This window comes from Sphaerotilus natans, assembly GCF_900156335.1.
GTDB classification, from domain to species: Bacteria; Pseudomonadota; Gammaproteobacteria; order Burkholderiales; family Burkholderiaceae_C; genus Sphaerotilus; species Sphaerotilus natans.
Genome location: NZ_FTMZ01000019.1, coordinates 56,732 through 82,201 on the forward strand (window position 1 = coordinate 56,732; position 25,470 = coordinate 82,201).

Below are 25,470 nucleotides of genomic sequence, written 5' to 3' on the forward strand. Positions count from 1 at the left end.
CGCATGTCCATGAACATCGAGCTCGACACCCTGGTCGACCAGGTGTCGTCCCAGTTCCGCAACCTCAATCCGAACGAGCCCGGCCAGTGGCCGCTGCTGCCCAAGGTGGCCGCCTGGACGGCGATGACCGCGCTGGTGGTGCTGCTGGGCTGGCTCGGTCTGGTCTCGCTCACCGCCGACGAGCTGGAGGCCGAGCGCAACCGCGAGGCCGCGCTCAAGACCGAGTACCAGGCCAAGCTGGCGCAGGCGATCAATCTCGACGAGCTGCGCAAGCAGAAGCTGCAGGTGCAGGAATATGTCACCCAGCTCGAGCGCCAGCTGCCCGGCAAGGCCGAGATGGACGCGCTGCTGTCGGACATCAACCAGGCCGGCCTCGGCCGCGGCCTGCAGTTCGAGCTGTTCCGGCCCGGCCAGGTCATCATCAAGGACTACTACGCCGAGCTGCCGATCGCGCTGCGGGTGACCGGCCGCTATCACGACATCGGCGCCTTCGCGGCGGATGTGGCCAACCTGTCGCGCATCGTCACGCTGCACAACCTGGTGATCACCACGCCAGGCCAGGCCAGCGGCCAGATGCTGCCCAGCGCCAACGGCCTGCTGGCGATGGAGGCCACCGCGCGCACCTACCGCTATCTCGATCCGGCCGAGGTCACCGAGCACCGCAAGGCGCAGCAGGCGGCCAAGGGCGGCAAGCCCGGCGGCGCGCCGCAGTCCGGAGGCCAGCCATGATGCCCGCCCGTTTTTGCCGCCGGTCGCGGCGACCGTCCCGTGCCGCGCTGGCCCTGTTGGTGCTGACCGGCCTGGCGGGCCTGTCGGGCTGCTCCGATCCGCACGAGGAGCTGCGCGCCTGGATGGAGGAGCAGCGCCGGGTGGCGAAGCCGCAGGTCTCGCCGCTGGTGGCGCCGCGCAAGTTCGATCCCCAGCCCTATGCGGCCTTCTCGCAGACCGAGCCCTTCAGCAGCCAGAAGATGCAGGGCGCGCTCAAGCAGGAGAGCCGCCAGCCCAACTCGTTGCTCGCCGCCGAGATGAACCGGCGCCGCGAGCCGCTCGAGGCCTATCCGCTCGATGCGCTGATGATGGTCGGCAGCGTCGTGCGCGGCGGGCGGCCCTACGCGCTGCTGAAGGCCGACAACCTGCTCTACCAAGTCAAGGTGGGTGACTATCTCGGCCAGAACTACGGCCGGGTCACCCGCATCACGGAAACCGAGATTGCCCTGCGCGAACTCGTGCCCGACACCCTCGGAGAAATCGTCGAGCGCGCCAGCACGCTGACCCTCCAGGAGCGGGCCCAGGAGAAGCGATGAAGACGACCCAGAAAGCCCCCATCCCCCGCTGGAGCGTTCGCCTGGCGACGCTGGCCGCGCTGGCCGCCGCTCCGGTGCTCGGCTGGGCGCAGAACGCCATCCAGTCGCTGTCGAGCGGCGTGAAGGACGGCGGCGAGGTGATCCGGCTGGAGTTCTCCGAGCCGCTGGCCGCGCTGCCCGCCGGCTTCGTGCTGCAGTCGCCCGCCCGGGTGGCGCTGGACCTGCCCGGCGTGATCAACGCCACCGGCCGGGCGCAGCAGGAGGTCAACCAGGGCAACCTGCGCTCGATGGCGCTGGCTCAGTCCGGTGACCGCACCCGGCTGGTGCTGAACCTGAAGCAGTCCACCCGCTACCGTGCCGAGATCGACGGCAAGGCGCTGGTGGTCACGCTTGATCCGGTGCAGGTGTCTTCCGGGACGCCTGCCACCGCGGCCGCCGGCGTGCGTGCCTCGGCCGAGCCGCTGCACTTCGCCGACAGCCGCAACACCGCCGCCGAGACGCTGCGCGACATCGACTTCCGCCGCGGGCGTGACGGTGCTGGCCGGGTGGTGGTCGATCTGCCGAGCAACCAGGTCGGCGTCGACATCCGCCAGCAGGGCCAGAACCTGATCGTCGAGTTCCTGCGCTCGACCGCGCCGGAGGGGCTGCGCCGCCGCCTCGACGTGACCGACTTCGGCACGCCGGTGCAGTCGGTCTCCACCACCCAGGTCGGCGACCGGGTGCGCATGACGATCGAGCCGCGCGGCAGCTGGGAGCACAGCGCCTACCAGAGCGACAACCAGTTCGTGCTGGAGGTCCGCCCGGTCAAGGTCGATCCGCAGAAGCTCACCGCCGGCCCCGGCTTCAGCGGCGACAAGCTGTCGCTGAACTTCCAGAGCATCGAGGTGCGCGCGCTGCTGCAGGTCATCGCCGACTTCACCAACTTCAACATCGTCACCAGCGACACCGTGACCGGCAATGTCACGCTGCGGCTGAAGGACGTGCCCTGGGACCAGGCGCTCGACATCATCATGCAGGCCAAGGGCCTGGGCGTGAAGAAGACCGGCAACGTGCTGTGGGTCGCGCCCAAGGAAGAACTCGCCGCCAAGGAGAAGGCCGAGCTCGAGGCGCGCGCCCAGGTCGCCGCGCTGGAGCCGCTGCGCACCCAGGCCTTCCAGCTCAACTACACCAAGGCCGAGGAAATCTCGCGTGCGCTGACCGGCCAGCAGACCGGCTCCGGCGGGGCGTCCGGCGCCAGCACCGGTGCCACCACCAGCGCCACCCGGCTGCTGTCGGCGCGCGGCAGCGTGCTCTACGAGGCGCGCACCAACCAGCTCTTCGTGACCGACATCCCGGCCAAGCTCGAGGAGGTCGCGCAGATGGTCTCGCGCATCGACATCCCGGTGCGCCAGGTGATGATCGAGGCGCGCATCGTCGAGGCCGAGGACACCTTCGGTCGTTCGCTGGGCGTCAAGCTGGGCGCCAACGACCTGCGGGGCGTCAACGGCGGTGTGCCGGGCTGGAATGCCGGCGTGGGCAACGTGGCGGTGGGGGGCACTTACGCGGGTGTCGGCTACAGCACCGGGCAGTCCTCGACCAACGACTACGGCAACACCCAGTTCGTCAATCTGCCGGCCAACACCTCGAGCCTGGGCGGCGCGACAGCCGCCAGCTTTGCGCTGTCGCTGTTCGGTGCGGCGTCCAACCGCTTCCTGAACCTGGAGCTGTCGGCGCTGGAGGCCGAAGGGCGCGGCAAGCTGGTGTCGAGCCCGCGGGTCATCACCGCCGACCAGGTGAAAGCGCTGATCGAGCAGGGCACCGAGCTGCCTTACCAGTCGGCCACCTCCAGCGGCGCCACCGCGATCCAGTTCCGCAAGGCCAATCTCAAGCTCGAGGTGACGCCGCAGATCACGCCCGAGGGCAGCGTCATTCTCGATGTCGATGTCAACAAGGACAGCGTCGGCCAGTCGACCTCGGCCGGCTTCGCGATCAACACCAAGCATGTGAAGACGCAGGTGCTGGTGGAGAACGGCGGCACCGTGGTGATCGGCGGCATCTTCCAGATCGACGAGACCGAATCGGTCAACAAGGTGCCGGTGCTGGGCGACATTCCCTACGTGGGCGCGCTGTTCCGCAACAAGACCCGCGCCTCGAACAAGACCGAGCTGCTGGTCTTCCTGACGCCCAAGGTCATCACCGACCGCAACGCGCCGGCACGCTGAGCCCGCCCGCGAGGGCAGGGTGGCCACAAGACGAACATCGACCGACAGGCAGGGGCTTGATTTCATGACGACGACGATCACGGCGCTGCGCGCCAGTGCACTGGCCCTGGCGGCAGCGGCCGTGCTGGCCGGCTGCGGCGGGGGTGGCAGCGATGCGGGCTGCGTGAGCTTCTCGGGCAGCTGCACCACCAGCACCGATTCCAGCTCAAGCAGCGGGTCAAGCTCCGGCTCGACGACGGCGGCCGCGGCCAGCATCACGGTGGACATGAGCGCCGACACCATCAGCGCCTCGACGCCCGGCACGGTGACCGCCGTGGCCAAGAACGCCGATGGAACGCCTGCGGCTGGCGCGCTGGTGACTTTCGCGGTAGCCAATGGTGCCGCGACGCTGACGCTGGAGCGCGTGAAGACCGACGCCAACGGGCGCGCGACGACGACGCTTCAGCCGGTCGCCGGCAAGATCGGTGCGGACATCGTGGCGGCCAGCTTCACGCCCGCGAGCAGCACGACGGCGCTGTCGGCGCAGACGGTCTTTTCCGTGTCGGCCACGAATGTCAGCCTGAATGCGGTGACGGCTGCGCCCGCGAGCATTTCGTCGTACGGCGCATCGGTCATCACGGTCAGCGTGACCGGCGCCTCGTCGGCCTCGCCGGTCACGATCGATTTCTCGTCGACCTGCGCCACGGCGGGCAAGGCCACCCTGTCACCGACCTCGATCACCGTGACCGGCTCCAGCGCCTCGACCACCTACCAGGACAAGGGCTGCGCCGCGACCGATCGCATCAGTGCTTCGATCAGTGCCACCAGCCAGCAGAAGCAGGTCGATCTGGTGGTGGCCGCGCCGATCGCTCAGTCGCTCGAGTTCGTCTCGGCCTCGCCGGACAAGATCTGCCTGGCTGGCAGCGGCTGCGAGATCTCGTCGAAGGTCTCCTTCAAGCTGAAAGACCAGTACAACAACCCGATCACCAACCGCACCGTCAACTTCTCGCTCGACATCCCGAACGTGGCGACGCTGGGTTCGACCGCGCTGCCGACCGATGCCAGCGGTGTGGTCACCGTCTCGGTGACGGCCAAGGCGACGCCGACGCCGGTGCGGGTGCGGGCACAGGTCGCTGACGACCCGACGCTGTCGACGGTGTCGAACGCGCTGGCGATCAACGCCGGCCTGCCGACGCAGAACGCCTTCAGCTTCTCGGCCTCGACCTACAACCCGGATGGCTGGAGCCGCGACGGCACCGAGAGCGACATCCGCGTCCAGCTCAACGACCGGTTCGGCAACCCGGTGCCGGATGGCACCGTGATCAGCTTCGTCGCCGAGGGCGCCAGTGTCATTCCGGCCAAGTGCGCCACCGCCAGCGGGGTCTGCACGACCAAGTTCGTCACCAGCAACGCCCGTCCGGCCGACGGTCGGGTCGATGTGGTGGCCTATGCGCAGGGTGAAGAGACCTTCGTCGATGCCGACGGCAACCAGCAGTACACCGCCGGCGAGAGCTTCAATGATCTCGGCAAGGTCTTCGTCGATGCGAACGAGAACGGCGTGATGGACCTGGCCACCGGCGAGTTCGTGGCCGGCCTGGACGCCAATGGCCAGTGGGATGGCAATACCTATGTGCGTGTCAGCCGCCGCTTCGTGCTGGCCGATGCCAGCCGCCCGCCGCGTCTGCAGGCCGGGCTGTGCACGTCGGGCGCCACGCCGGTGGCCAGCGGTCTGGGGCTGGTGTTGCAGCCGACGACCTCGACTTGCCGGGTCAAGCAGCTGATCTGCGTGCGCGATGCCAACACCGCGGCCGATGCCAAGGGCGGCAACCCGATCCCGTCGGGCGCGACGCTGGCGGTCACCACCAAGGCCAAGGGCGCATCGGTCAAGATCGACAACACGCCAGTGGTCAGCCAGCTCGACAACACGCCGACCCAGCATCTGCTGACCGTCGAGCTTGACGACTGCACCAAGGCGCTGGAAGCCGGCGGCGCGATCGACCTGACGATCAAGATGCCCAACGGCCAGAGCTACCCCTACGACCTCGGCCGCATCAACTGATCCGCCGGGCGCGGCTGCGTCAGCGGCCTGAGGCTGCGCCCGCGTTAGACTTGACGCCCGTGACGGCGCCGGAACTCCGCGTTCCGGCGCCGTTCGCGTCTTTTCCCGACCTGTCCGACTTCCTCCCCCGCCCGCGTGTCTTCCATCTCGTCCGACGGGGGCGACCCCCGCGTCCGCCCCGGCTCCTCCGTCAGCCTCGTCGCCATGCCCGGCGCCGGCAAGTCCACCGCCGGCCGGCATCTGGCCGCCGCCCTGGGCTGGCGCTTCGTCGATGCCGACGTCGAGATCGAGCAGCGCATCGGCCTGTCGATCCGCGCCTACTTCGAGCGCGAGGGCGAGCAGGCCTTCCGCGACCTGGAGCAGCAGGTCATCGCCGAGCTGGTGCAGATCCGTCCGCCGATCGTGCTGGCCACCGGCGGCGGCTCGGTGCTGCGCGAGGCCAACCGCCGCGCGCTCAAGGAGAACTCGGTCGTCGTCTACCTGCGCGCCTCGCCGGAGGAGCTGTTCCGCCGGCTGCGCCACGACACCCAGCGCCCGCTGCTGCAGGTGGCCGACCCGCTGCGCAAGCTGCGCGAGCTCTACCGCGACCGCGACGCGTTCTACCGCGAGACCGCGCACTTCGTCATCGAGACCGGCCGCCCCTCGGTGCCGACGCTGGTCAACATGATCCTGATGCAGCTGGAGCTGGCCGGCGTCGTGCCCGACGACGAGCGCCCGCTGCCCGGCAGCCTGCCTTCCCGTTCCCGCCGCTGACCCGGCCGCCGACGACGCTCATCCGCCCGCCATGATGCCGACGACCTCCGCCGCTCCTTCTTCTTCCCCCGCCGCCCCGATCCGCGAGACCGTCCGCGTCGAGCTGGGCGATCGCAGCTACGACATCCTGATCGGCACCGGCCTGCTGGACGATCCGGCCGCCTGGGCCGGGCTGCCCAAGGCGCAGACCGCGATGATCGTCACCAACACCACCGTCGGGCCGCTGTACGCCGCCAGGCTGCAGGCGGCGCTGGTGCCGCACTACGCGCGGGTGCTGACGGTCGAGCTGCCCGACGGCGAGGCCTTCAAGGACGCCGCCACGCTCGAGCGCATCTACGCCGCGCTGCTGGGCGCCACCTGCGACCGCAAGACGGTGCTGTTCGCGCTGGGCGGCGGCGTGGTGGGCGACATGACCGGCTTCGCCGCGGCCTGCTACATGCGCGGCGTGCCCTTCGTGCAGGTGCCCACGACGCTGCTGTCGCAGGTCGACTCGTCGGTCGGTGGCAAGACCGCGATCAACCACCCGCTGGGCAAGAACATGATCGGCGCGTTCTACCAGCCGGTGCGCGTCATCTGCGACCTCGACACGCTCGACACGCTGCCCGAGCGCGAGCTTTCGGCGGGACTCGCCGAGGTCATCAAGTACGGCCCGATCGCCGACGCCGACTTCCTCGCCTGGATCGAGGCCAACATCGAGCCGCTGCGCGCACGCGACAAGACGGCGCTGGCGCAGGCGGTCAAGCGCTCCTGCCAGATCAAGGCGCAGGTGGTCGGCTGCGACGAGCGCGAGAGCGGCCTGCGCGCCATCCTGAACTTCGGCCACACCTTCGGCCACGCGATCGAGGCGGGCCTGGGCTACGGCGAATGGCTGCACGGCGAGGCGGTCGGCTGCGGCATGGTCATGGCCGCGGACCTCTCGGCGCGCCTGGGCCTGATGCCGGCCGAGTTCGTCGCGCGGGTGCGGGGGCTGTGCGAGCGCGCCGGCCTGCCGGTCGTCGGCCCGGCGCTCGGGGCCGAGCGCTATCTGCAGCTGATGCAGATCGACAAGAAGTCCGAGGGCGGCGAGATCCGCTTCGTCGTCATCGATCGCCTCGGAAGTGCCCGGATGCAGGGCGCTCCTGAAGCGATGGTGCGCGAGGTGCTGGCGGCACACTGCGCCGCCTGAGCGGGTCGCCGGGGGCGGGCAGGGCGCCTCAGCCCTCCACCGGCAGGAAGCCCTCGATCGACAGGTAGCGCTCGCCGGTGTCGTAGTTGAAGCCGAGCACGCGGCTGCCGGCCGGCAGCTCGGCCAGCTTCTGGGCGATGGCCGCCAGCGTCGCGCCGCTTGAAATGCCCACCAGCAGGCCTTCCTCGCGGGCGCTGCGGCGGGCCATCTCGCGCGCGGCCTCGGCCTCGACCTGGATCACGCCGTCGAGCAGATCGGTGTGCAGGTTCTTCGGCACGAAGCCGGCGCCGATGCCCTGGATCGGGTGCGGCGCGGGCGCGCCGCCGCTGATGACCGGCGAGGCTGCCGGCTCGACCGCAAACACCTTCAGCTTCGGCCAGGCGGCCTTGAGCACCTGCGCGCAGCCCGACAGGTGGCCGCCGGTGCCCACGCCGGTGATCAGCACGTCCAGGCCCTCGGGAAAGTCGGCCAGGATTTCCTGCGCCGTGGTGCGCACATGCACCGCGACGTTGGCCGGATTCTCGAACTGCTGCGGCATCCAGGCGCCGGGCGTGGCGGTGACCAGCTCCTGCGCCTTCTCGATCGCGCCCTTCATGCCCTTCTCGCGCGGCGTCAGCACGAACTTCGCGCCATAGGCCAGCATCAGGCGGCGGCGCTCGATGCTCATGCTCTCGGGCATCACCAGCACCAGCGGGTAGCCCTTGACCGCGGCCACCATTGCCAGGCCGACGCCGGTGTTGCCCGAGGTCGGCTCGACGATGGTGCCGCCGGGCTGCAGCGCGCCGCTGGCCTCGGCATCCTCGATCATCGCCAGCGCGATGCGGTCCTTGATCGAGCCGCCGGGGTTGCCGCGCTCGGACTTGATCCAGACGTCATGACCGGCGCCGAACAGGCGGTTGACGCGGATGTGCGGCGTGCGGCCGATCGTGGCGAGAACGTTGTCAGCTTTCATCGAAGCTCCTTGCCCTGGTACGAGCGCGTGACAGATGGGGTGGGGGGTGGAAAATGTGCATTCTGGCCCATCGACAGCATCACCGTCGGCCATTCCTCCTCCCGTCCGATCCGACCTGTCCCGGTTCCCGCCCATGGCCCGACTGCCTCGCCTCTCCATCGCCGGTCTTGCTCACCATGTCATCCAGCGCGGCCACAACCGCCAGCCGATCTTCCTGGACGACGAGGACCGCCTAGCCTACCTGGCCGCGCTGCGCGAGTCGGCCGCGCTGCACCGGGTCGAGGTGCACGCCTATGTGCTGATGAATGATCATCTGCACCTGCTGGTGACGCCGCCGACCGCCGAGGCGCTGAGCAAGATGCTGCAGGCGATCGGCCGGCGCTATGTGGCCGCCTTCAACCGCCGCCACGGCCGCATCGGCACGCTGTGGGACGGGCGCTTCCGGGCCACCGTCATCGAGAACGGGCCGCACCTGCTGACCTGCATGCGCTACATCGAGCAGAACCCCCAGCGCCTGATTCCGCCCACGCCCGCCGGCGACTACGCCTGGTCCAGCGCGATGCACCATCTTGGGCGCCGGCGTGACACGCTGGTGAGCACGCATCTGTGCCATTGGCAGCTCGGCAACACGCCCTTCGAGCGTGAACTGGCCTGGCAGCGCCTGCTCGACGAGCCGCTGACGCCTGAGGAGGTGCAGCAGCACACCGACAGCGCCACCAAGGGCTGGGCGCTGGGTTCTGGCGCGTTTCTTGCAGAACTGGGCGCCTCCTGCGAGCGCCCGATGGCGCCGCGTCCCCGGGGTCGTCCGGCACGGTCGACCAAGGCGGATTCAATCTGTCCCTAATTATTTTTGAGGATTGATCGGATCTGGATTCAAGGAGTCTGACCCCTTTTTGTTTTGCTTGAGGGGTCTGCTGCACTGCGGTAGATTCGCACGGTTTTCCCTATTGTCATTCCTAGGAGTGCGCCATGAGCCAGGCCGCCTCGGGACCCGCGTCCCGCCAAGAGATCCAGACCTTCGCTGCCGGCGGTCTGTATGACCCGACCCAGGAGCACGATGCCTGCGGCGTCGGCTTCGTCGCGCACATCAAGGGCCAGAAGGCGCATTCCATCGTCGAGCAGGGTCTGAAGATCCTCGAGAACCTCGACCACCGCGGCGCGGTCGGCGCGGACGCGCTGATGGGCGATGGCGCGGGCATCCTGATCCAGATCCCGGACGAGTTCTTCCGTGCCGAGATGGCCAAGCAGGGCGTCGAGCTGCCCCCGCCGGGCGAGTACGGCGTCGGCATGATCTTCCTGCCGAAGGAACACGCCTCCCGCCTGGCCTGCGAGCAGGAACTCGAGCGCGCCGTCAAGGCCGAGGGCCAGGTGCTGCTGGGCTGGCGTGACGTGCCGGTGGACGCCGACATGCCGATGTCGCCCACCGTGCGCAAGACCGAGCCGGTGATCCGCCAGATCTTCATCGGCCGCGGCGCTGACGTGATCGTGCCGGACGCGCTCGAGCGCAAGCTGTACGTCATCCGCAAGACCGCCTCGGCGGCGATCCAGCGTCTGAAGCTCACGCACAGCCGCGAGTACTACGTGCCCAGCATGTCGTGCCGCACCATCATCTACAAGGGTCTGCTGCTGGCCGACCAGGTCGGAAAGTACTACCTCGACCTGCAGGATCCGGCCTGCGTGTCGGCCCTGGCCCTGGTCCACCAGCGCTTCTCGACCAACACCTTCCCCGAGTGGCCGCTGGCCCACCCGTACCGGATGGTCGCGCACAACGGCGAGATCAACACCGTCAAGGGCAACTTCAACTGGATGCGCGCCCGCGAAGGCGTCATGAAGTCGCCGGTGCTGGGCGACGACCTGAAGAAGCTCTACCCGATCAGCTTCGAGGGCCAGTCGGACACCGCGACCTTCGACAACGCGCTCGAGCTGCTGTCGATGTCGGGCTACCCGCTCGCGCATGCCGCGATGATGATGATCCCGGAAGCCTGGGAGCAGCACGCGACGATGGACGAGCGCCGCCGCGCCTTCTACGAGTACCACGCCGCGATGATCGAGCCGTGGGACGGCCCGGCCGCGATGGTCTTCACCGACGGCAAGCAGATCGGCGCCACGCTGGATCGCAACGGCCTGCGTCCGGCGCGCTACATCGTCACCGACGATGACCTGGTGGTGATGGCGTCGGAGTCGGGCACGCTGCCGATCGCCGAGAACCGAATCGTCAAGAAGTGGCGCCTGCAGCCGGGCAAGATGTTCCTGATCGACTTCGAGCAGGGCCGCATCATCGACGACGAGGAGCTCAAGAGCCAGTTCGCGTCGGCCAAGCCCTATCGCCAGTGGATCGAGAACGTGCGCATCCGCCTGGACGCGGTGCCGGCCGACGCCGCGCCGATCGCCAGCGAGATCAGCCTGCTCGACCGCCAGCAGGCCTTCGGCTATACCCAGGAAGACATCAAGTTCCTGATGGCGCCGATGGCCGCCAACGGCGAGGAAGGCATCGGCTCGATGGGCAACGACAGCCCGCTGGCGGTGCTGTCGGACAAGAACAAGCCGCTGTTCAACTACTTCAAGCAGCTGTTCGCCCAGGTCACGAACCCGCCGATCGACCCGATCCGCGAAGCCATCGTGATGTCGCTGAACTCGTTCATCGGCCCCAAGCCCAACCTGCTGGACATCAACGCGGTCAACCCGCCGATGCGCCTCGAGGTCTCGCAGCCGGTCCTCGACTTCAAGGACATGGCGCGCCTGCGCAACATCGAGCGTCACACCGGCGGCAAGTTCAAGCCCTATGAGCTGAACATCACCTACCCGCTGTCCTGGGGCAAGGCCGGTGTCGAGGCCAAGCTGGCCTCGCTGTGCGCCGAGGCGGTCGATGCGATCAAGTCGGGCCACAACATCCTGATCATCACCGACCGCTGGATGGACAGCGAGCTGGTGGCGATTCCGGCGCTGCTGGCGCTCTCCGCCGTGCACCACCACCTGGTGCGCGAGGGCCTGCGCACGACCGCCGGTCTGGTGGTCGAGACGGGTTCTGCCCGCGAAGTGCATCACTTCGCGGTGCTGGCCGGCTACGGCGCCGAGGCGGTGCACCCGTATCTGGCGATGGAAACCCTCGTCGAGATGCACAAGGAGCTGCCGGGCAATCTGTCGGCCGACAAGGCGATCTACAACTACGTCAAGGCCATCGGCAAGGGTCTGTCGAAGATCATGTCGAAGATGGGCGTGTCGACCTACATGTCCTACTGCGGCGCGCAGCTGTTCGAGGCCATCGGTCTGCAGAAGGACTTCGTGCAGAAGTACTTCCGCGGCACCCCGACCCAGGTCGAGGGCATCGGCGTGTTCGAGGTCGCCGAGGAAGCCATCCGCAACCACATCGCCGCCTTCGGCGACGATCCGGTGCTGGCGACCATGCTCGACGCCGGCGGCGAGTACGCCTGGCGTGCGCGCGGCGAGGAGCACATGTGGACGCCGGACGCGATCGCGAAGCTGCAGCACAGCACGCGCTCGGGCAAGTTCGACACCTACAAGGAATACGCCCAGATCATCAACGACCAGAGCAAGCGTCACCTGACGCTGCGCGGTCTGTTCGAGTTCAAGCTGGATCCGTCCAAGGCCATCCCGGTCGAGGAGGTCGAATCGGCTGCCGAGATCGTCAAGCGCTTCGCCACCGGCGCGATGTCGCTGGGCTCGATCAGCACGGAAGCGCACAGCACGCTGGCGCTGGCGATGAACCGTATCGGCGGCAAGTCCAACACCGGCGAAGGCGGCGAGGACCAGGCACGCTACCGCAACGAGCTCAAGGGCATTCCCATCAACGCCGGCACCAAGGTGTCGGACGTGATCGGTGCCAAGCAGATCGAGGCCGACTACGAGATGAAGGCCGGCGACAGCCTGCGCTCGAAGATCAAGCAGGTCGCGTCGGGCCGCTTCGGCGTCACGACCGAGTACCTGGTCTCGGCCGACCAGATCCAGATCAAGATGGCCCAGGGCGCCAAGCCGGGCGAGGGCGGCCAGCTGCCGGGCGGCAAGGTCTCCGAGTACATCGGCAAGCTGCGTCACTCGGTCCCCGGCGTGGGCCTGATCTCGCCGCCGCCGCACCATGACATCTACTCGATCGAGGATCTGGCGCAGCTGATCCACGACCTGAAGAACGTCAATCCGAAGTCGGACATCTCGGTCAAGCTGGTGTCGGAAGTGGGCGTGGGCACCATCGCCGCCGGCGTCACCAAGTGCAAGGCCGACCACATCGTGATCGCCGGCCATGACGGCGGCACGGGCGCCTCGCCCTGGTCGTCGATCAAGCACTGCGGCACGCCGTGGGAGCTGGGCCTGGCCGAGACGCAGCAGACGCTGGTGCTCAACCGCCTGCGCGGCCGGGTGCGCGTGCAGGCCGACGGCCAGATGAAGACCGGCCGCGACGTCGTCATCGGCGCGCTGCTGGGCGCCGACGAATTCGGCTTCGCCACCGCGCCGCTGGTGGTCGAGGGCTGCATCATGATGCGCAAGTGCCACCTGAACACCTGCCCGGTGGGCGTGGCCACGCAGGATCCGGTGCTGCGCAAGAAGTTCTCGGGCAAGCCCGAGCATGTCGTCAACTATTTCTTCTTCGTTGCCGAGGAAGCGCGCCAGATCATGGCGCAGCTGGGCATCCGCAAGTTCGACGACCTGGTCGGCCGCGCCGACCTGCTCGACACCAAGAAGGCGATCTCGCACTGGAAGGCGCGTGGCCTGGACTTCACCAAGGTCTTCTTCCAGCCGCCGGTGCCGGCCGACGTGCCGCGCCGCCATGTGGACCATCAGGACCACGGCCTGGAGAAGGCGCTTGACCACAAGCTGATCGCCAAGGCCAAGGCCGCGATCGACAAGGGCGAGAAGACCCAGTTCATGGAGGACGTGCGCAACGTCAACCGCTCGGTGGGCGCGATGCTCTCGGGCGAGCTGATCAAGCACCATCCGGACGGTCTGCCCGACGAGACGGTGTTCGTGCAGATGGAAGGCACCGGCGGCCAGAGCTTCGGCGCCTTCCTGGCCAGCGGCATCACCTTCTACCTGATCGGCGAAGGCAACGACTACACCGGCAAGGGCCTGTCGGGCGGCCGCATCGTGGTGCGTCCGTCGATCGAGTTCCGCGGTGACGCCGCGAAGAACATCATCGTCGGCAACACCGCGCTGTTCGGCGCCACCAGCGGCGAGGCCTTCTTCCGCGGCGTGGCCGGCGAGCGCTTCGCGGTGCGCCTGTCGGGCGCCACCACGGTGGTCGAGGGCACCGGCGACCACGGCTGCGAGTACATGACCGGCGGCACCGCCGTCGTGCTGGGCAAGACCGGCCGCAACTTCGCCGCCGGCATGTCGGGCGGCGTGGCCTATGTCTACGACGAGGACGGCCTGTTCTCGACCCGCTGCAACACCGCCCAGGTCGCGCTGGACAAGGTGCTGCCCGCCGCCGAGCAGGAGAAGACGATCGACTTCGCCGTCTGGCACAAGGGCCAGACCGACGAGGCGCTGCTGAAGAAGCTGATCGAGGACCACCACCGCTGGACCGGCTCGCTGCGTGCCCGTGACATCCTCGACAACTGGAGCGAGGCCCGCACCAAGTTCGTCAAGGTCTTCCCGACCGAGTACAAGCGCGCGCTGGCCGAGATCAACGCGGCCAAGGCCGCCGACGCCACCATCGCGCGCGCCAAGGGCGACGTGAAGGGCGACGGCAAGGCCCAGACGGTGCCGGCCAAGTAATCACCTCTTCTTCGAGATTGAACGCATCATGGGTAAGGTCACTGGTTTCCTCGAGTACGAGCGCATCGAAGAAGGTTACGAGCCGGTCGAGAAGCGCCTGAAGAGCTACAAGGAATTTGTCATCGGTCTGACGCCCGAGCAGGCGAAGGTCCAGGGCGCGCGCTGCATGGACTGCGGCACGCCGTTCTGCAACAACGGCTGCCCGGTCAACAACATCATTCCGGACTTCAACGACCTGGTCTATCACCAGGACTGGCAGAACGCGATCACGGTGCTGCACAGCACCAACAACTTCCCCGAGTTCACCGGCCGCATCTGCCCGGCGCCGTGCGAGGCCGCCTGCGTGGCCAACATCAACGGCGACGCCATCGGCATCAAGTCGATCGAGCACGCGATCATCGACCGCGCGTGGGCCGAAGGCTGGGTCAAGCCGCAGCCGGCCAAGGTCAAGACCGGCAAGAAGGTCGCCGTCGTCGGCGCCGGCCCGGCCGGCCTGGCCGCCGCCCAGCAGCTCGCGCGCGTCGGCCATGATGTGACCGTGTTCGAGAAGAACGACAAGGTCGGCGGCCTGCTGCGCTACGGCATCCCCGACTTCAAGCTCGACAAGGGCCACATCGACCGCCGCGTCAAGCAGCTCGAGGCCGAAGGCATCAAGTTCCGCACCAACGTCGTCGTCGGCGAGTGGCCGAAGGGCTCCAAGGTCACCAACTGGGCCAAGGAAACCGTCAGCGCCGAGAGCCTGAAGACCGACTTCGACGCGGTGCTGCTGACCGGTGGCTCCGAGCAGTCGCGCGACCTGCCGATCCCGGGCCGCGAGCTGTCGGGCATCCATTTCGCGATGGAGCTGCTGCCGCAGCAGAACAAGGTCAACCACGGCGGCAAGATCAAGGACGCGATCCGTGCCGACGGCAAGCATGTCATCGTCATCGGTGGCGGCGACACCGGCAGCGACTGCGTGGGCACCTCCAACCGCCACGGCGCCGCCAGCGTCACCCAGTTCGAGGTGATGCCCCAGCCGCCCGAGCAGGAGAACAAGCCGCTGGTCTGGCCCTACTGGCCGATGAAGCTGCGCACCTCCTCGAGCCACGAGGAAGGCTGTGTGCGCGAGTTCGCCATCTCCACCAAGGAATTCGTCGGCAAGGATGGCAAGGTCACCGGCCTGAAGACCGTGCACGTCGAGTTCAAGGACGGCAAGCTGGTCGAGATCCCCGGCACCGAGAAGGAATACAAGGCCGACCTGGTGCTGCTGGCGATGGGCTTCGTCAATCCGGTCGCCTCGGTGCTGGATTCCTTTGGCGTGGCCAAGGACGCGCGCGGCAACATCAAGGCCACGACCGAGGTCGACGGCGGCTACAAGACCAGCGTCGACAAGGTCTTCGCCGCCGGCGACATGCGCCGCGGCCAGTCGCTGGTGGTCTGGGCGATCCGCGAAGGCCGCCAGGCCGCCCGCGCGGTCGACGAGTTCCTGATGGGCTCGACCACGTTGCCGCGCTGAGGCGCGGCCCCCCGGCCGACCGGGGGTGCACGCCGACAGGGCCGCCTGCGGGCGGCCTGTTTTATTTCCGGTGACGCGCAACACCGGCTCACTCCGGCTTGACATCGCGACCGATACCCCGCGCTGTTCTTCAAACCCGCATCCGAGCTTTCCCCTATCATCGCGGCATCGCCCGCCGGGCGTGATTCATTTTTCGCATTTGTCTCCTTCTTCTTCCGACCTTCCGGTCTCCCCGTCCGCCACCGCGCTTGTCGAGCTGCGCGGGGTGACCTGCGGCTATGGCGACCGCATCATCCTGCGCGATGTCGATCTCGTGGTCCCGCGCGGTGCGGTCGTCGCGCTGATGGGTACCTCCGGGGGTGGCAAGACCACGGTGCTGCGCCTGATCGGCCGCCAGATCGAGGCCTCGGCCGGCCAGGTGCGCTTCGACGGCACCGACATCGGCACGCTCGACCGCAGCGGCCTGATGGCGATGCGTCGGCGCATGGGCATGCTGTTCCAGTTCGGTGCGCTGTTCACCGACCTGTCGGTGTTCGACAACGTCGCCTTTCCCTTGCGCGAGCACACCGACCTGCCCGAGCCGATGATCCGCGACCTCGTGCTGATGAAGCTCGACGCGGTGGGCCTGCGCGGCGCGCGCGACCTGATGCCCAGCCAGATTTCCGGTGGCATGAGCCGGCGCGTCGCGCTGGCGCGCGCGATCGCGCTCGATCCGGAGCTGATCATGTATGACGAGCCCTTCGCCGGCCTTGATCCGATCTCGATGGGCGTGGCCGCGCGGCTGATCCGCCAGCTCAACGACGCGCTCGGCGTGACCAGCATCGTCGTCTCGCACGATGTCGACGAGACCTTCTCGATCGCCGATCACATCGTCTTCATCGCCAATGGCGGCATCGCCGCGCAGGGTTCGCCCGAGGCATTGCGCCGCAGCGACGATCCGCTGGTGCGCCAGTTCGTCAGCGCCGCGCCCGATGGTCCGGTGCGCTTCCACTACGCCGCCGCGCCGATCGCCGAGGACTTCGGCCTGGGAGCACGTCGGTGAGCGGCCCGGTCGAGCTGCTTGCGCGCCTGGGCGCATCGGTGCGCGGCGGGCTGGCCGACATCGGCGACGCTGCGCGGCTGCTGCTGCGCCTGCTGGCCCTGGTGCCGGCGGCGCTGGCGCGCTTCCGGCTGGTGGCGGACCAGATCCATTTCCTGGGCAACCACTCGCTGGCGATCATCGGCGTGTCGGGCCTGTTCGTCGGCTTCGTGCTGGGGCTGCAGGGCTACTACACGCTGCAGCGCTACGGCTCGAGCGAGGCGCTCGGCCTGCTGGTGGCGCTGTCGCTGGTGCGCGAGCTCGGGCCGGTGGTGACCGCGCTGCTGTTCGCCGGCCGCGCCGGCACCGCGCTCACCGCCGAGATCGGCCTGATGAAGTCGGGCGAGCAGCTCGCGGCGATGGAGATGATGGCGGTCGATCCGGTGCGCCGGGTGCTGGCGCCGCGCTTCGTCGGCGGCCTGATCGCGATGCCGCTGCTGGCGGCGGTGTTCAGCGCGGTCGGGGTGATCGGCGGCTGGGTGGTGGGCGTGCTGCTGATCGGCGTCGACGCCGGCGCCTTCTGGTCGCAGATGCAGGGGGGCGTCGATGTGTTCAAGGATGTCGGCAACGGCGTGATCAAGAGCATCGTCTTCGGTCTGACCGTCACCTTCGTCGCGCTGCGTCAGGGCTACGCCTGCCGTCCGACGCCCGAGGGCGTGGCCCGCGCGACCACCCGCACCGTGGTGATGGCCTCGCTGGCGGTGCTCGGTCTGGACTTCGTGCTGACCGCGTTGATGTTCTCGATCTGAGTTCACGATTCCGAGATCGAAGGAAAAGAATCCATGCAGAAATCCCGCAACGATGTCTGGGTCGGCCTGTTCGTCGTGATCGGCGCGGCGGCCCTGCTGTTCCTGGCCCTGAAGGCCGGCAACCTGCTGTCGCTGTCCTTTGATCCGACCTATCGCATCAGCGCACGCTTCGACAACATCGGTGGCCTGAAGGCGGGTGCGGCGGTCAAGAGCGCCGGCGTGGTGGTCGGCCGGGTCACCGCGATCAGCTTCGATGACAAGATGTACCAGGCCAGCGTCGAGATCGAGATGCAGCAGCGCTATGCCTTCCCGAAGGACAGCTCGCTGAAGATCCTGACCGCCGGCCTGCTCGGCGAGCAGTACCTCGGCATCGAGCCGGGCGCATCCGAGCAGAATCTGGTGGCTGGCGCCACGGTCACGCAGACCCAGTCGGCGATCGTGCTGGAGACGCTGATCAGCCAGTTCCTCTACAGCAAGGCCGCCGACGCCAGCGATGCGCCGGCCGCGAAGCCATGAGGCGCGCCGCACTCTGCGCGCTGACGGCCGCGGCGCTGCTGGCCGGCTGCGCCACCGCCCAGCGCCCCGATCCGCTCGAGCCGCTCAATCGCAAGGTCTTCGCCTTCAACGAGGCGGTCGACACGGCGGTGCTCAAGCCGACCGCCGAGGTCTACCGCGCGGTGCTGCCCACGCCGGCGCAGATCGCGGTGAGCAACTTCTTCGGCAACCTGAAGGACGCCTGGTCGGCGGTCAACCTGCTGCTGCAGGGGCGCATCGCCGACAGCCTGAGCGACGTGATGCGGGTGGGCACCAACACCGTCTTCGGCTTCATGGGCGTGATGGACATCGCCACCGAGCTCGGCTTCGAGCGCCACGGCGAGGACTTCGGCCAGACCCTGGGCCGCTGGGGCGTGCCGCCGGGCGCCTACATCGTCTGGCCGCTGCTGGGCCCCTCGACGGTGCGCGACTCGGTCGGTCTGCCGGTCGACATGCTGGCCACGCCGGAATCGCTGGTGAATGTGTCGGTGACGCGCAACTCGATGACCGCGCTGCGGCTGGTCAGCACCCGTGCCGGCCTGCTGTCGACCACCGGCCTGCTCGACGACATCGCGCTCGACAAGTACGCCTTCGTGCGCACCGCCTACCTGCAGCGCCGTCGCAGTCTGGTCTACGACGGCAACCCGCCGGAGGAAGACGACGAGGCGGATCTGCCGCCCGTTGCTGCCCCTGAGGCCCCTGCCGCACCGGCTTCTGCCGCGGCTGCCGAGCCGCCGGCGCCCCGGGCTTCAGGAAACTGACAGGCTGCGCGGGAACCGCGCCGCCGCTGCGCCGCTCTGACCTGAGGCCGCCGGCTGTCCACCGGATGTCATGCGGCCCGTTGAAGATGCCATGCCCCGGTCGCGGGGCATGAAAGAAAGGAATTCCATGCTGACGAAATCCCGCTGGTCCACGCTGATCGCCACGGCCGCGCTGGTGCTGGCCACTTCGGTCGCCCAGGCGCAGAGCCCGGCGCCGACCGCACCTGACGCCTGGATCAAGCAGATGTCCGGCGAGGTCATCGAGACCGTCAAGGCCGACAAGGCCATCCAGGGTGGCGACACGAAGAAGGTCATGGCTCTGGTCGACGCCAAGATCCTGCCCAACGTCGACTTCCAGCGCATGACCTCGGCCACGGTGGGGCGCCACTGGCGCCAGGCCACGCCGGAGCAGCAAAAGCGCCTGCAGGAGGAGTTCAAGACCCTGCTGGTGCGCACCTATGCCGGCGCGCTGTCGCAGATCAAGGACCAGACCGTCGAGCTCAAGCCGCTGCGCGCCAAGCCCGAGGACACCGAGGTGACGGTGCGCACCGAGGTCAAGGGCAAGGGCGATCCGATCCAGCTCGACTACCGCCTGGCCAAGCAGGGCGATGTCTGGAAGATCCACGACGTCAACGTGCTGGGCGTCTGGCTGGTCGAGACCTACCGTGCCAGCTTCGCGCAGGAGATCTCGGCCTCCGGCATCGACGGCCTGATCGCCAAGCTGGCCGAGAAGAACAAGGCCGCTGCCGCGGCCAAGAGCTGAGGATCCGGGCCATGAGCGCTGCCGCCGCGCGACTCGAACTGCCGGCCCGGCTGACGCTGGCCGAGGCCCGTGCCGCCGCGGCGGGTCTGGGCTCGCGCATCGCGGCCGCACCGGCCGGCGATGTGCTGGTGCTGGACGCAGGCGCGCTCGGCCAGTTCGACTCCAGCGCGCTGGCGGTGCTGCTGGAGCTGCAGCGCCGGGCGGCCGCCGCAGGCCGGCCGCTGCGCATCGAGCGCACGCCGGCTCGTCTGGTGGCGCTGGCCGGGCTGTACGGCGTGGCCGGGGTGCTGGGGATGGCGGCTCAGGGCGCCGTGTAGCGCTTCGCGCGCAGGTTGCGCTTGATGTCCTGGAGCATCGGGCGCAGGTCCGGGCCCAGGCGCAGCGCCACACCGGTGGTCAGGATGTCGATCACCGTCAGGTGCAGCAGGCGGCTGACCATCGGGCTGTAGCGGTCGTAGTCCTCGGGATGGTCGACGCTCAGCAGCACATGCGCCTGATGCGCCAGCGGCGTGCCGCTGGCGGTGATGACGACGGTGGTGGCGCCGCGGCGGCGGGCGATCTCCAGCGCGTCGAGCAGGTCGCGGCTGCGGCCCGAGTTCGAGATGATGACCACGCAGTCGCCCGGCTCGAGCATGGTCGCGGCCATGACCTGCACATGCGCGTCGTTGTAGGCGACCGCATGCACCCCGAGGCGGAAGAACTTGTGCTCGGCGTCGTGCGCGACGATGCCGGAGTTGCCCACGCCGTAGAACTCGATGCGGCGCTTGTCGCGCGCGGCCAGGGTCAACGCGTCGATCGCGCGCTCGAAGGCGTGCGCGGCGGCGTCGTTGCGGTACTTCAGCAGCGCGCTGACCGCGTTGTCGATGACCTTGACGACCAGATCGGCCGGCTTGTCGTCCTCGTCGACCGAGCGGTGCACGAAGGGCACGCCCTCGTTGACCGTGCCGGCGAGCTTGAGCTTGAAGTCGGCCAGGCCGTCGTAGCCCACGCTGCGGCAGAAGCGCACGACGGTGGGCTTGCTGACATGGGCGCGCTCGGCCAGCTCGGCCACCGGCAGGCTGGCGAAGCTGCGCGCGTCGGCCAGCACCAGCTTGCCCACGCGCTGCTCGGCCGGCGACAGCGCCGGCAGCGAGGCGCGGATGCGGTCGAGCATCGGCGGCAGCGCGTTCACGCCGCTGCCCGCCGGTGACGAAGATGACGTCGGATAGTTCAAATCACTGTTCCTCGCTCCAGGCGAAGCCGTCGCGGGCGACCAGCGCGCTGGCCGCGGCGGGGCCCCAGCTGCCTGCAGCATAACCGCGCGGCCCCTCGCCGCCGCTGACACGCTCGCGCGCCCAGGCGTCGAGGATGGGCTCGACCCAGCGCCAGGCCTGCTCCTGCTCGTCGCTGCGCACGAACAGGTTCAGCCGGCCGGCGATGGCGTCGAGCAGGAGGCGCTCGTAGGCGCCGACGCGCTCGGTCGGGAAGGCCTTGTCGAAGTCCAGGTCCAGCGAGACCGGCGCCAGCGCTTCCGAGGTGCCGCTGCCCTTGGCCGCGAGCAGGTGCAGCTCCAGGCCGTCCTCCGGCTGCAGCTTGATCACCAGCTTGTTGGCCCGCTGCGCGCCCGGGAAGATCGGGTGCGGCACCGGACGGAAGTTCACGACGATCTGCGCGTCGCGGGCCGCCAGCCGCTTGCCGGTGCGCAGGTAGAAGGGCACGCCGGCCCAGCGCCAGTTCTGCACCTCGGTGCGCAGCGCGACGAAGGTCTCGCAGTGGCTGCCCGCCGGCACCTTCACTTCCTGCTGGTAGCCCGGCACCGCCTGGCCGCCGACGCTGCCGGCGCGGTACTGGCCACGCACCACGTCGCGCGCGACCGACTCCGGCGTGAAGGGCTTGAGCGACTTCAGGACCTTGAGCTTCTCGTCGCGGATGGCGTCGGCGTCGCTGGTGGAGGGCGGCTCCATCGCGATCATCGTCAGCAGCTGCAGCGCGTGGTTCTGGACCATGTCGCGCAGCGCGCCGGTGCGGTCGTAGAAATCGCCGCGCGTGCCCACGCCCAGCGATTCCGACAGCGTGATCTGGATGTTGGCGATGCTCTCGCGGCGCCACAGCGGCTCGAACAGCGCGTTGCCGAAGCGCAGCGCCATCAGGTTCTGCACGCTCGGCTTGCCGAGGTAGTGGTCGATGCGGAAGGCCTGTTCCTCGCGGAAGACCGAGCGCACCACGCGGTTGATCTCCTGCGCGCTGGCCAGGTCGTGGCCCAGGGGCTTTTCCAGCACGACGCGGATGTGCGGCGCGTTCAGGCCGGCGGCGCCGAGCTGCTCGCAGATCGCCGGGAACAGGTGCGGGCTGGTGGCCAGATACAGCACCACGGTGTCGGCGCCGCGCGCGTCCAGCCAGCCCTTCAGGCCGGCGTAGTCCTCCGGCTGCGACAGGTCCATGCGGCGGTAGTGCAGCAGCTCGGCGAAGCGGGCGAACTCCTCGTCGCTCGGACGCTTGGAGCTGTCGACCTCGTGGAAGCGCTCCTTGATGAAGGTGCGGTACTCGTCGTCGGAGCGCTGGTCGCGGGCGACGGCCAGGATGCGGCCGCCAGCGGGCAGCTTGCCATGGCGGAAGGCCTGGAACAGCGCGGGCATCAGCTTGCGCCAGGTCAGGTCGCCGGTGCCACCGAAGAAGACGAGATCGAAGGACATGGACGTGCCTCGGGAGGTTGGGGCCGCGGTGCTCCGTCGGGGGCCGGGCCAGATAGGAGAGGACCGGATGTAACCCGGTTTCAAGAATGATGATGCATCAGTTTCTTTGGCCGGTCAATCCGGCGCCAGGATGCGGGCGGGGGTGAGGCCGATCGTGCAGCGCAGCACGATCCGGTAACCGGCTTGTTGCCCAGGGGGGGCGATGCGGCCATCGACTCGGGTTCTAATGTCGGCCTGTTGCCCGCCGAGATGCGGCGCTTTTCCTGCCCCTTTCGTGTCCTCCAGCACGCCCACGCCATGAATCAGCTCGATCAGCTCAAGCAGTTCACCACCGTCGTCGCCGACACCGGCAACTTCAAGCAGCTCGCCCAGTTCGCGCCGCAGGACGCGACGACCAATCCGTCGCTGATCCTGAAGGCGGTGCAGCAGCCCGAGTACGCGCCGCTGCTGGCCGAGACGGTGGCGGCGCACCGTGGCCGCGCGCTCGACGAGATCGTCGACGAGGTGCTGGTGCGCTTCGGCCTGGAGATCCTGAAAGTGGTGCCCGGCCGCGTCTCGACCGAGGTCGACGCGCGCCTGAGCTTCGACACCGCCGCCACCGTGGCGCGCGCCCACCGCCTGATCGCGCTGTACGAGGCCGCCGGCATTGCGCGCAGCCGCGTGCTGATCAAGATCGCCTCGACCTGGGAAGGCATCGAGGCGGCGCGCCAGCTGGAGAAGGAAGGCATCCACTGCAACCTGACGCTGCTGTTCGCCTTCTGCCAGGCGGTGGCCTGCGGCGACGCCGGCATCCAGCTGATCAGCCCCTTCGTCGGCCGCATCTACGACTGGTACAAGAAGTCGGCCGGCGCCCAGTGGGACGAGGCGGCGATGGCCGGCGCCAACGACCCCGGCGTGAAGTCGGTCAGCCAGATCTACACCTACTACAAGAAGTTCGGCATCGCCACCGAGGTGATGGGCGCGAGCTTCCGCAACGTCGGTCAGATCAACGCGCTGTCGGGCTGCGACCTGCTGACGATCAGCCCGGACCTGCTCGCGCAGCTGCAGGGCGCCGACGCGCCGGTGGCGCGTGCGCTCGACGCCGCCGCGGCGAAGACGGCCGCGATCGACGAGGTGCATTTCGACGAGGCCGCCTTCCGCTGGGCCCTCAACGAGGACGCGATGGCCACCGAGAAGCTCGCCGAGGGCATCCGCGCCTTTGCGGTCGATGCGGGCAAGCTCGACCGCATGATCCTCGACCTGCAGGCCGCCTGAGCCGGGAGCACGCACGATGAGCACCGCACCGCGCTGCGACCGCACCGAGGCCTGGTCCCGCCTGGCCGACCACCACGCCGGCGCCGGCCGCGCCCTCGACCTGCGCCAGGCCTTCGCGGCCGACGCGGGCCGGGCCGAGGCCTTCTCGCTGCAGGCGCCCGAGGTCTTCGCCGACCTGTCGAAGAACCTGTGGGACGCCGACACCCGCGCGCTGCTGCTGGCGCTGGCCCGCGAGTGCCAGATCGAGCCGCGCCGCGACGCGATGCTCGCCGGCGAGCCGATCAACCTCACCGAAGGCCGCGCGGTGCTGCACACCGCGCTGCGCGCCCCGCGCGGCGCGGCGCCTTTCGGCGATGACGTGCACGAGGTGCTCGACCGGATGCTCGCCTATGTCGAGCAGGTGCGCGACACCGCCACGAGTGGCATCCGCCATGTGGTCAACATCGGCATCGGTGGCTCCGACCTCGGGCCGCAGATGGTGGTGCCGGCGCTGGACGCCTACACGAGCCCGGCGCTGACGCTGCACTTCGTCTCCAACGTCGACGGCCACGATATCGCGCCGGTGCTGCGCCGGCTCGATCCGCGCGAGACGCTGGTCATCGTCGCGTCCAAGACCTTCACGACGCAGGAGACGATGGCCAACGCGGCGGTGGCCCGCGCCTGGTTCCTGGCCGGCTACGGCGAGGGCGGCGAGGCGGCGATCGCCAAGCACTTCGCCGCGACCACCACCAACGTGGCGGCGGCGGCGAAGTTCGGCATCACCACCACCTTCGGCTTCTGGGACTGGGTGGGCGGGCGCTATTCGCTGTGGAGCGCCATCGGCCTGCCGATCGCGCTGGCGATCGGCGCGGAGAACTTCCGCGCGCTGCTGGCCGGCGCGCACGCGATGGACCGCCACTTCGCCGAGGCGCCGCTGGAGCAGAACCTGCCGATCCAGCTCGGCCTGCTCGATGTCTGGTACCGCAACTTCCTGGGCTTTTCCAGCCGCTCGGTCGCGCCCTATCACCAGGGCCTGCGCCGGCTGCCGGCCTATCTGCAGCAGCTGGAGATGGAGTCCAACGGCAAAAGCGTCGACCTCGACGGCGAGCCGCTGCCCTTCGGCACCAGCCCGGTCGTCTGGGGCGAGGCCGGCACCAACGGCCAGCACGCCTACTTCCAGATGCTGCACCAGGGCACCGACGTGATCCCGGTGGAGTTCGTCGCGGTGAAGACCCCGTGCTACCGCGCCGAGGGCATTGCCGACCAGCCCGAGGGCGTGCGCGCGGGTCTGGCCGACCAGCACCACAAGCTGCTGGCCAACTGCCTGGCGCAGAGCCAGGCGCTGATGCTGGGCAAGTCCACCGACGAGGCGATGGGCGAATCCGCGCCGACCGCCTCGAAGGCGCTGGACGCGGCCACCGTCGCGCGCCACCGCACCTTCCCCGGCAACCGGCCGAGCACGACGCTGGTGCTGGACCAGCTCACGCCGGCGGCGCTGGGCGCGCTGATCGCGCTGTACGAGCACCGCGTCTTCACCAGCGGCGCGCTGTGGCGCATCAACAGCTTCGACCAGTGGGGCGTGGAGCTGGGCAAGGCGCTGTGCAATCAGCTGCTGCCGCGCTTCGCCTCGGGCGACACCGCCGGGCTGGACGGCTCGACCGCGGCGCTGCTGGGTCGGCTGCGCGGCTGAGCTTCGCTGAGCGAGGAGAGGGCGTTGCGGCGCCCTTTCGATGCGTGTTGGTCGCTTCTTTGGGTCAGGGCACAGGTGCGTCATTCACGACACGGCTGACCAGGTCCATGTTGGATGAGATCAGGAAGAACCCGTTCACGCTGTCCTCGCATTGAAGCAGGTCTCCGGGCTGCACCGTGCGCTCCGTGACCGAATGGCCATCGCCCGAGACCATCTCCAGCATCTTGTCCTTCATCAGGAAAATCGCGGCAGGCGAACCACTGAAATCAACCGGATCACCGACCGCCCCGAACACGAGGCACACAGGCCCGGCGGGTGTACAGAAAACAATCTCGATGCCTTCATGCGACATGTT

At 68.8% G+C, this 25,470-nt stretch carries 22 protein-coding genes; 17 read left to right on the plus strand and 5 right to left on the minus strand.

Going from position 1 to position 25,470, the window contains the following annotated elements:
* Nucleotides 1–3 precede the first annotated feature (3 nt).
* From BW996_RS15745 to aroB, 6 genes are all read left to right on the plus strand, one after another.
* Nucleotides 4–729, plus strand: a complete 726-nt coding sequence (locus BW996_RS15745; RefSeq protein WP_241461939.1) for a type IV pilus inner membrane component PilO — start codon at nt 4–6, stop codon at nt 727–729.
* Nucleotides 726–1,304 carry a pilus assembly protein PilP gene (locus tag BW996_RS15750; RefSeq protein ID WP_241461941.1) on the plus strand — a complete coding sequence of 193 codons (579 nt, stop codon included), beginning with the start codon at nt 726–728 and terminating at the stop codon, nt 1,302–1,304. The genes BW996_RS15745 and BW996_RS15750 overlap by 4 nt, the downstream gene beginning before the upstream one ends.
* Nucleotides 1,301–3,505 carry a type IV pilus secretin PilQ gene (locus tag BW996_RS15755; protein ID WP_037481032.1) on the plus strand — a complete coding sequence of 735 codons (2,205 nt, stop codon included), beginning with the start codon at nt 1,301–1,303 and terminating at the stop codon, nt 3,503–3,505. Before BW996_RS15750 ends, BW996_RS15755 begins: the two co-directional genes overlap by 4 nt.
* Nucleotides 3,506–3,569: 64 nt before the next feature.
* The gene (locus BW996_RS15760) at nt 3,570–5,543 is read left to right on the plus strand and encodes an Ig-like domain-containing protein (protein WP_037481034.1); all 1,974 of its coding nucleotides are present in this window, start codon (nt 3,570–3,572) and stop codon (nt 5,541–5,543) included.
* Nucleotides 5,544–5,747: 204 nt separating this feature from the next.
* Entirely contained in the window at nt 5,748–6,296 is a 549-nt protein-coding gene (locus BW996_RS15765; protein ID WP_037481036.1) for a shikimate kinase, read from the plus strand.
* Between the two features lie 31 nt (nt 6,297–6,327).
* Nucleotides 6,328–7,461, plus strand: coding sequence for a 3-dehydroquinate synthase (gene aroB / locus BW996_RS15770; protein WP_081838067.1), 1,134 nt, complete (start codon nt 6,328–6,330; stop codon nt 7,459–7,461).
* A 28-nt stretch (nt 7,462–7,489) separates the two neighbouring features.
* Here aroB and cysK read toward each other — a convergent pair whose 3' ends face one another.
* Nucleotides 7,490–8,413 (minus strand): cysteine synthase A, encoded by a 924-nt coding sequence (gene cysK, locus BW996_RS15775; protein ID WP_037481038.1) that lies wholly within the window; start codon nt 8,411–8,413, stop codon nt 7,490–7,492.
* 133 nt (nt 8,414–8,546) lie between these two features.
* Between cysK and BW996_RS15780 the strand changes: the two genes are divergently transcribed.
* From BW996_RS15780 to BW996_RS15820, 9 genes are all read left to right on the plus strand, one after another.
* Entirely contained in the window at nt 8,547–9,257 is a 711-nt protein-coding gene (locus BW996_RS15780; protein ID WP_037481040.1) for a transposase, read from the plus strand.
* 125 nt (nt 9,258–9,382) lie between these two features.
* Nucleotides 9,383–14,140, plus strand: a complete 4,758-nt coding sequence (locus tag BW996_RS15785; RefSeq protein ID WP_037481042.1) for a glutamate synthase-related protein — start codon at nt 9,383–9,385, stop codon at nt 14,138–14,140.
* A gap of 28 nt (nt 14,141–14,168) precedes the next feature.
* Nucleotides 14,169–15,635, plus strand: coding sequence for a glutamate synthase subunit beta (locus BW996_RS15790; RefSeq protein WP_037481044.1), 1,467 nt, complete (start codon nt 14,169–14,171; stop codon nt 15,633–15,635).
* 265 nt (nt 15,636–15,900) lie between these two features.
* Nucleotides 15,901–16,677, plus strand: coding sequence for an ABC transporter ATP-binding protein (locus BW996_RS15795; RefSeq protein WP_245801920.1), 777 nt, complete (start codon nt 15,901–15,903; stop codon nt 16,675–16,677).
* Entirely contained in the window at nt 16,674–17,462 is a 789-nt protein-coding gene (gene mlaE, locus BW996_RS15800; protein WP_175619135.1) for a lipid asymmetry maintenance ABC transporter permease subunit MlaE, read from the plus strand. The genes BW996_RS15795 and mlaE overlap by 4 nt, the downstream gene beginning before the upstream one ends.
* A gap of 33 nt (nt 17,463–17,495) precedes the next feature.
* Nucleotides 17,496–17,978: an outer membrane lipid asymmetry maintenance protein MlaD gene (mlaD, locus tag BW996_RS15805; protein WP_037481045.1), complete on the plus strand. Its 483-nt coding sequence runs from the start codon at nt 17,496–17,498 to the stop codon at nt 17,976–17,978.
* Complete coding sequence (locus BW996_RS15810) at nt 17,975–18,757, plus strand: MlaA family lipoprotein (RefSeq protein WP_037481046.1); 783 nt, start codon at nt 17,975–17,977, stop codon at nt 18,755–18,757. Before mlaD ends, BW996_RS15810 begins: the two co-directional genes overlap by 4 nt.
* Before the next feature lie 127 nt (nt 18,758–18,884).
* On the plus strand, nt 18,885–19,520 hold the full coding sequence (locus BW996_RS15815; protein WP_081838068.1) for an MlaC/ttg2D family ABC transporter substrate-binding protein: 636 nt from the start codon (nt 18,885–18,887) through the stop codon (nt 19,518–19,520).
* A gap of 11 nt (nt 19,521–19,531) precedes the next feature.
* On the plus strand, nt 19,532–19,837 hold the full coding sequence (locus tag BW996_RS15820; RefSeq protein WP_037481048.1) for an STAS domain-containing protein: 306 nt from the start codon (nt 19,532–19,534) through the stop codon (nt 19,835–19,837).
* Here BW996_RS15820 and BW996_RS15825 read toward each other — a convergent pair.
* The 3 genes from BW996_RS15825 to BW996_RS21415 form a co-directional block, all read right to left on the minus strand.
* Nucleotides 19,822–20,673 (minus strand): SIS domain-containing protein, encoded by an 852-nt coding sequence (locus BW996_RS15825; protein ID WP_037481085.1) that lies wholly within the window; start codon nt 20,671–20,673, stop codon nt 19,822–19,824. The genes BW996_RS15820 and BW996_RS15825 overlap by 16 nt on opposite strands.
* 61 nt (nt 20,674–20,734) lie before the next feature.
* Complete coding sequence (gene zwf, locus BW996_RS15830; protein WP_037481049.1) at nt 20,735–22,192, minus strand: glucose-6-phosphate dehydrogenase; 1,458 nt, start codon at nt 22,190–22,192, stop codon at nt 20,735–20,737.
* Nucleotides 22,193–22,306: 114 nt separating this feature from the next.
* Complete coding sequence (locus BW996_RS21415) at nt 22,307–22,486, minus strand: hypothetical protein (RefSeq protein WP_139330913.1); 180 nt, start codon at nt 22,484–22,486, stop codon at nt 22,307–22,309.
* A gap of 3 nt (nt 22,487–22,489) precedes the next feature.
* On the opposite strand from BW996_RS21415, the gene tal reads away from it, so the two are divergent.
* Nucleotides 22,490–23,446: a transaldolase gene (gene tal, locus BW996_RS15835; RefSeq protein WP_037481050.1), complete on the plus strand. Its 957-nt coding sequence runs from the start codon at nt 22,490–22,492 to the stop codon at nt 23,444–23,446.
* Between the two features lie 16 nt (nt 23,447–23,462).
* Complete coding sequence (pgi, locus tag BW996_RS15840) at nt 23,463–25,115, plus strand: glucose-6-phosphate isomerase (protein ID WP_037481051.1); 1,653 nt, start codon at nt 23,463–23,465, stop codon at nt 25,113–25,115.
* A gap of 64 nt (nt 25,116–25,179) precedes the next feature.
* On the opposite strand, the gene BW996_RS21420 is transcribed toward pgi, so the two are convergent.
* On the minus strand, nt 25,180–25,467 hold the full coding sequence (locus BW996_RS21420) for a hypothetical protein (protein WP_139330914.1): 288 nt from the start codon (nt 25,465–25,467) through the stop codon (nt 25,180–25,182).
* Nucleotides 25,468–25,470: the final 3 nt, after the last annotated feature.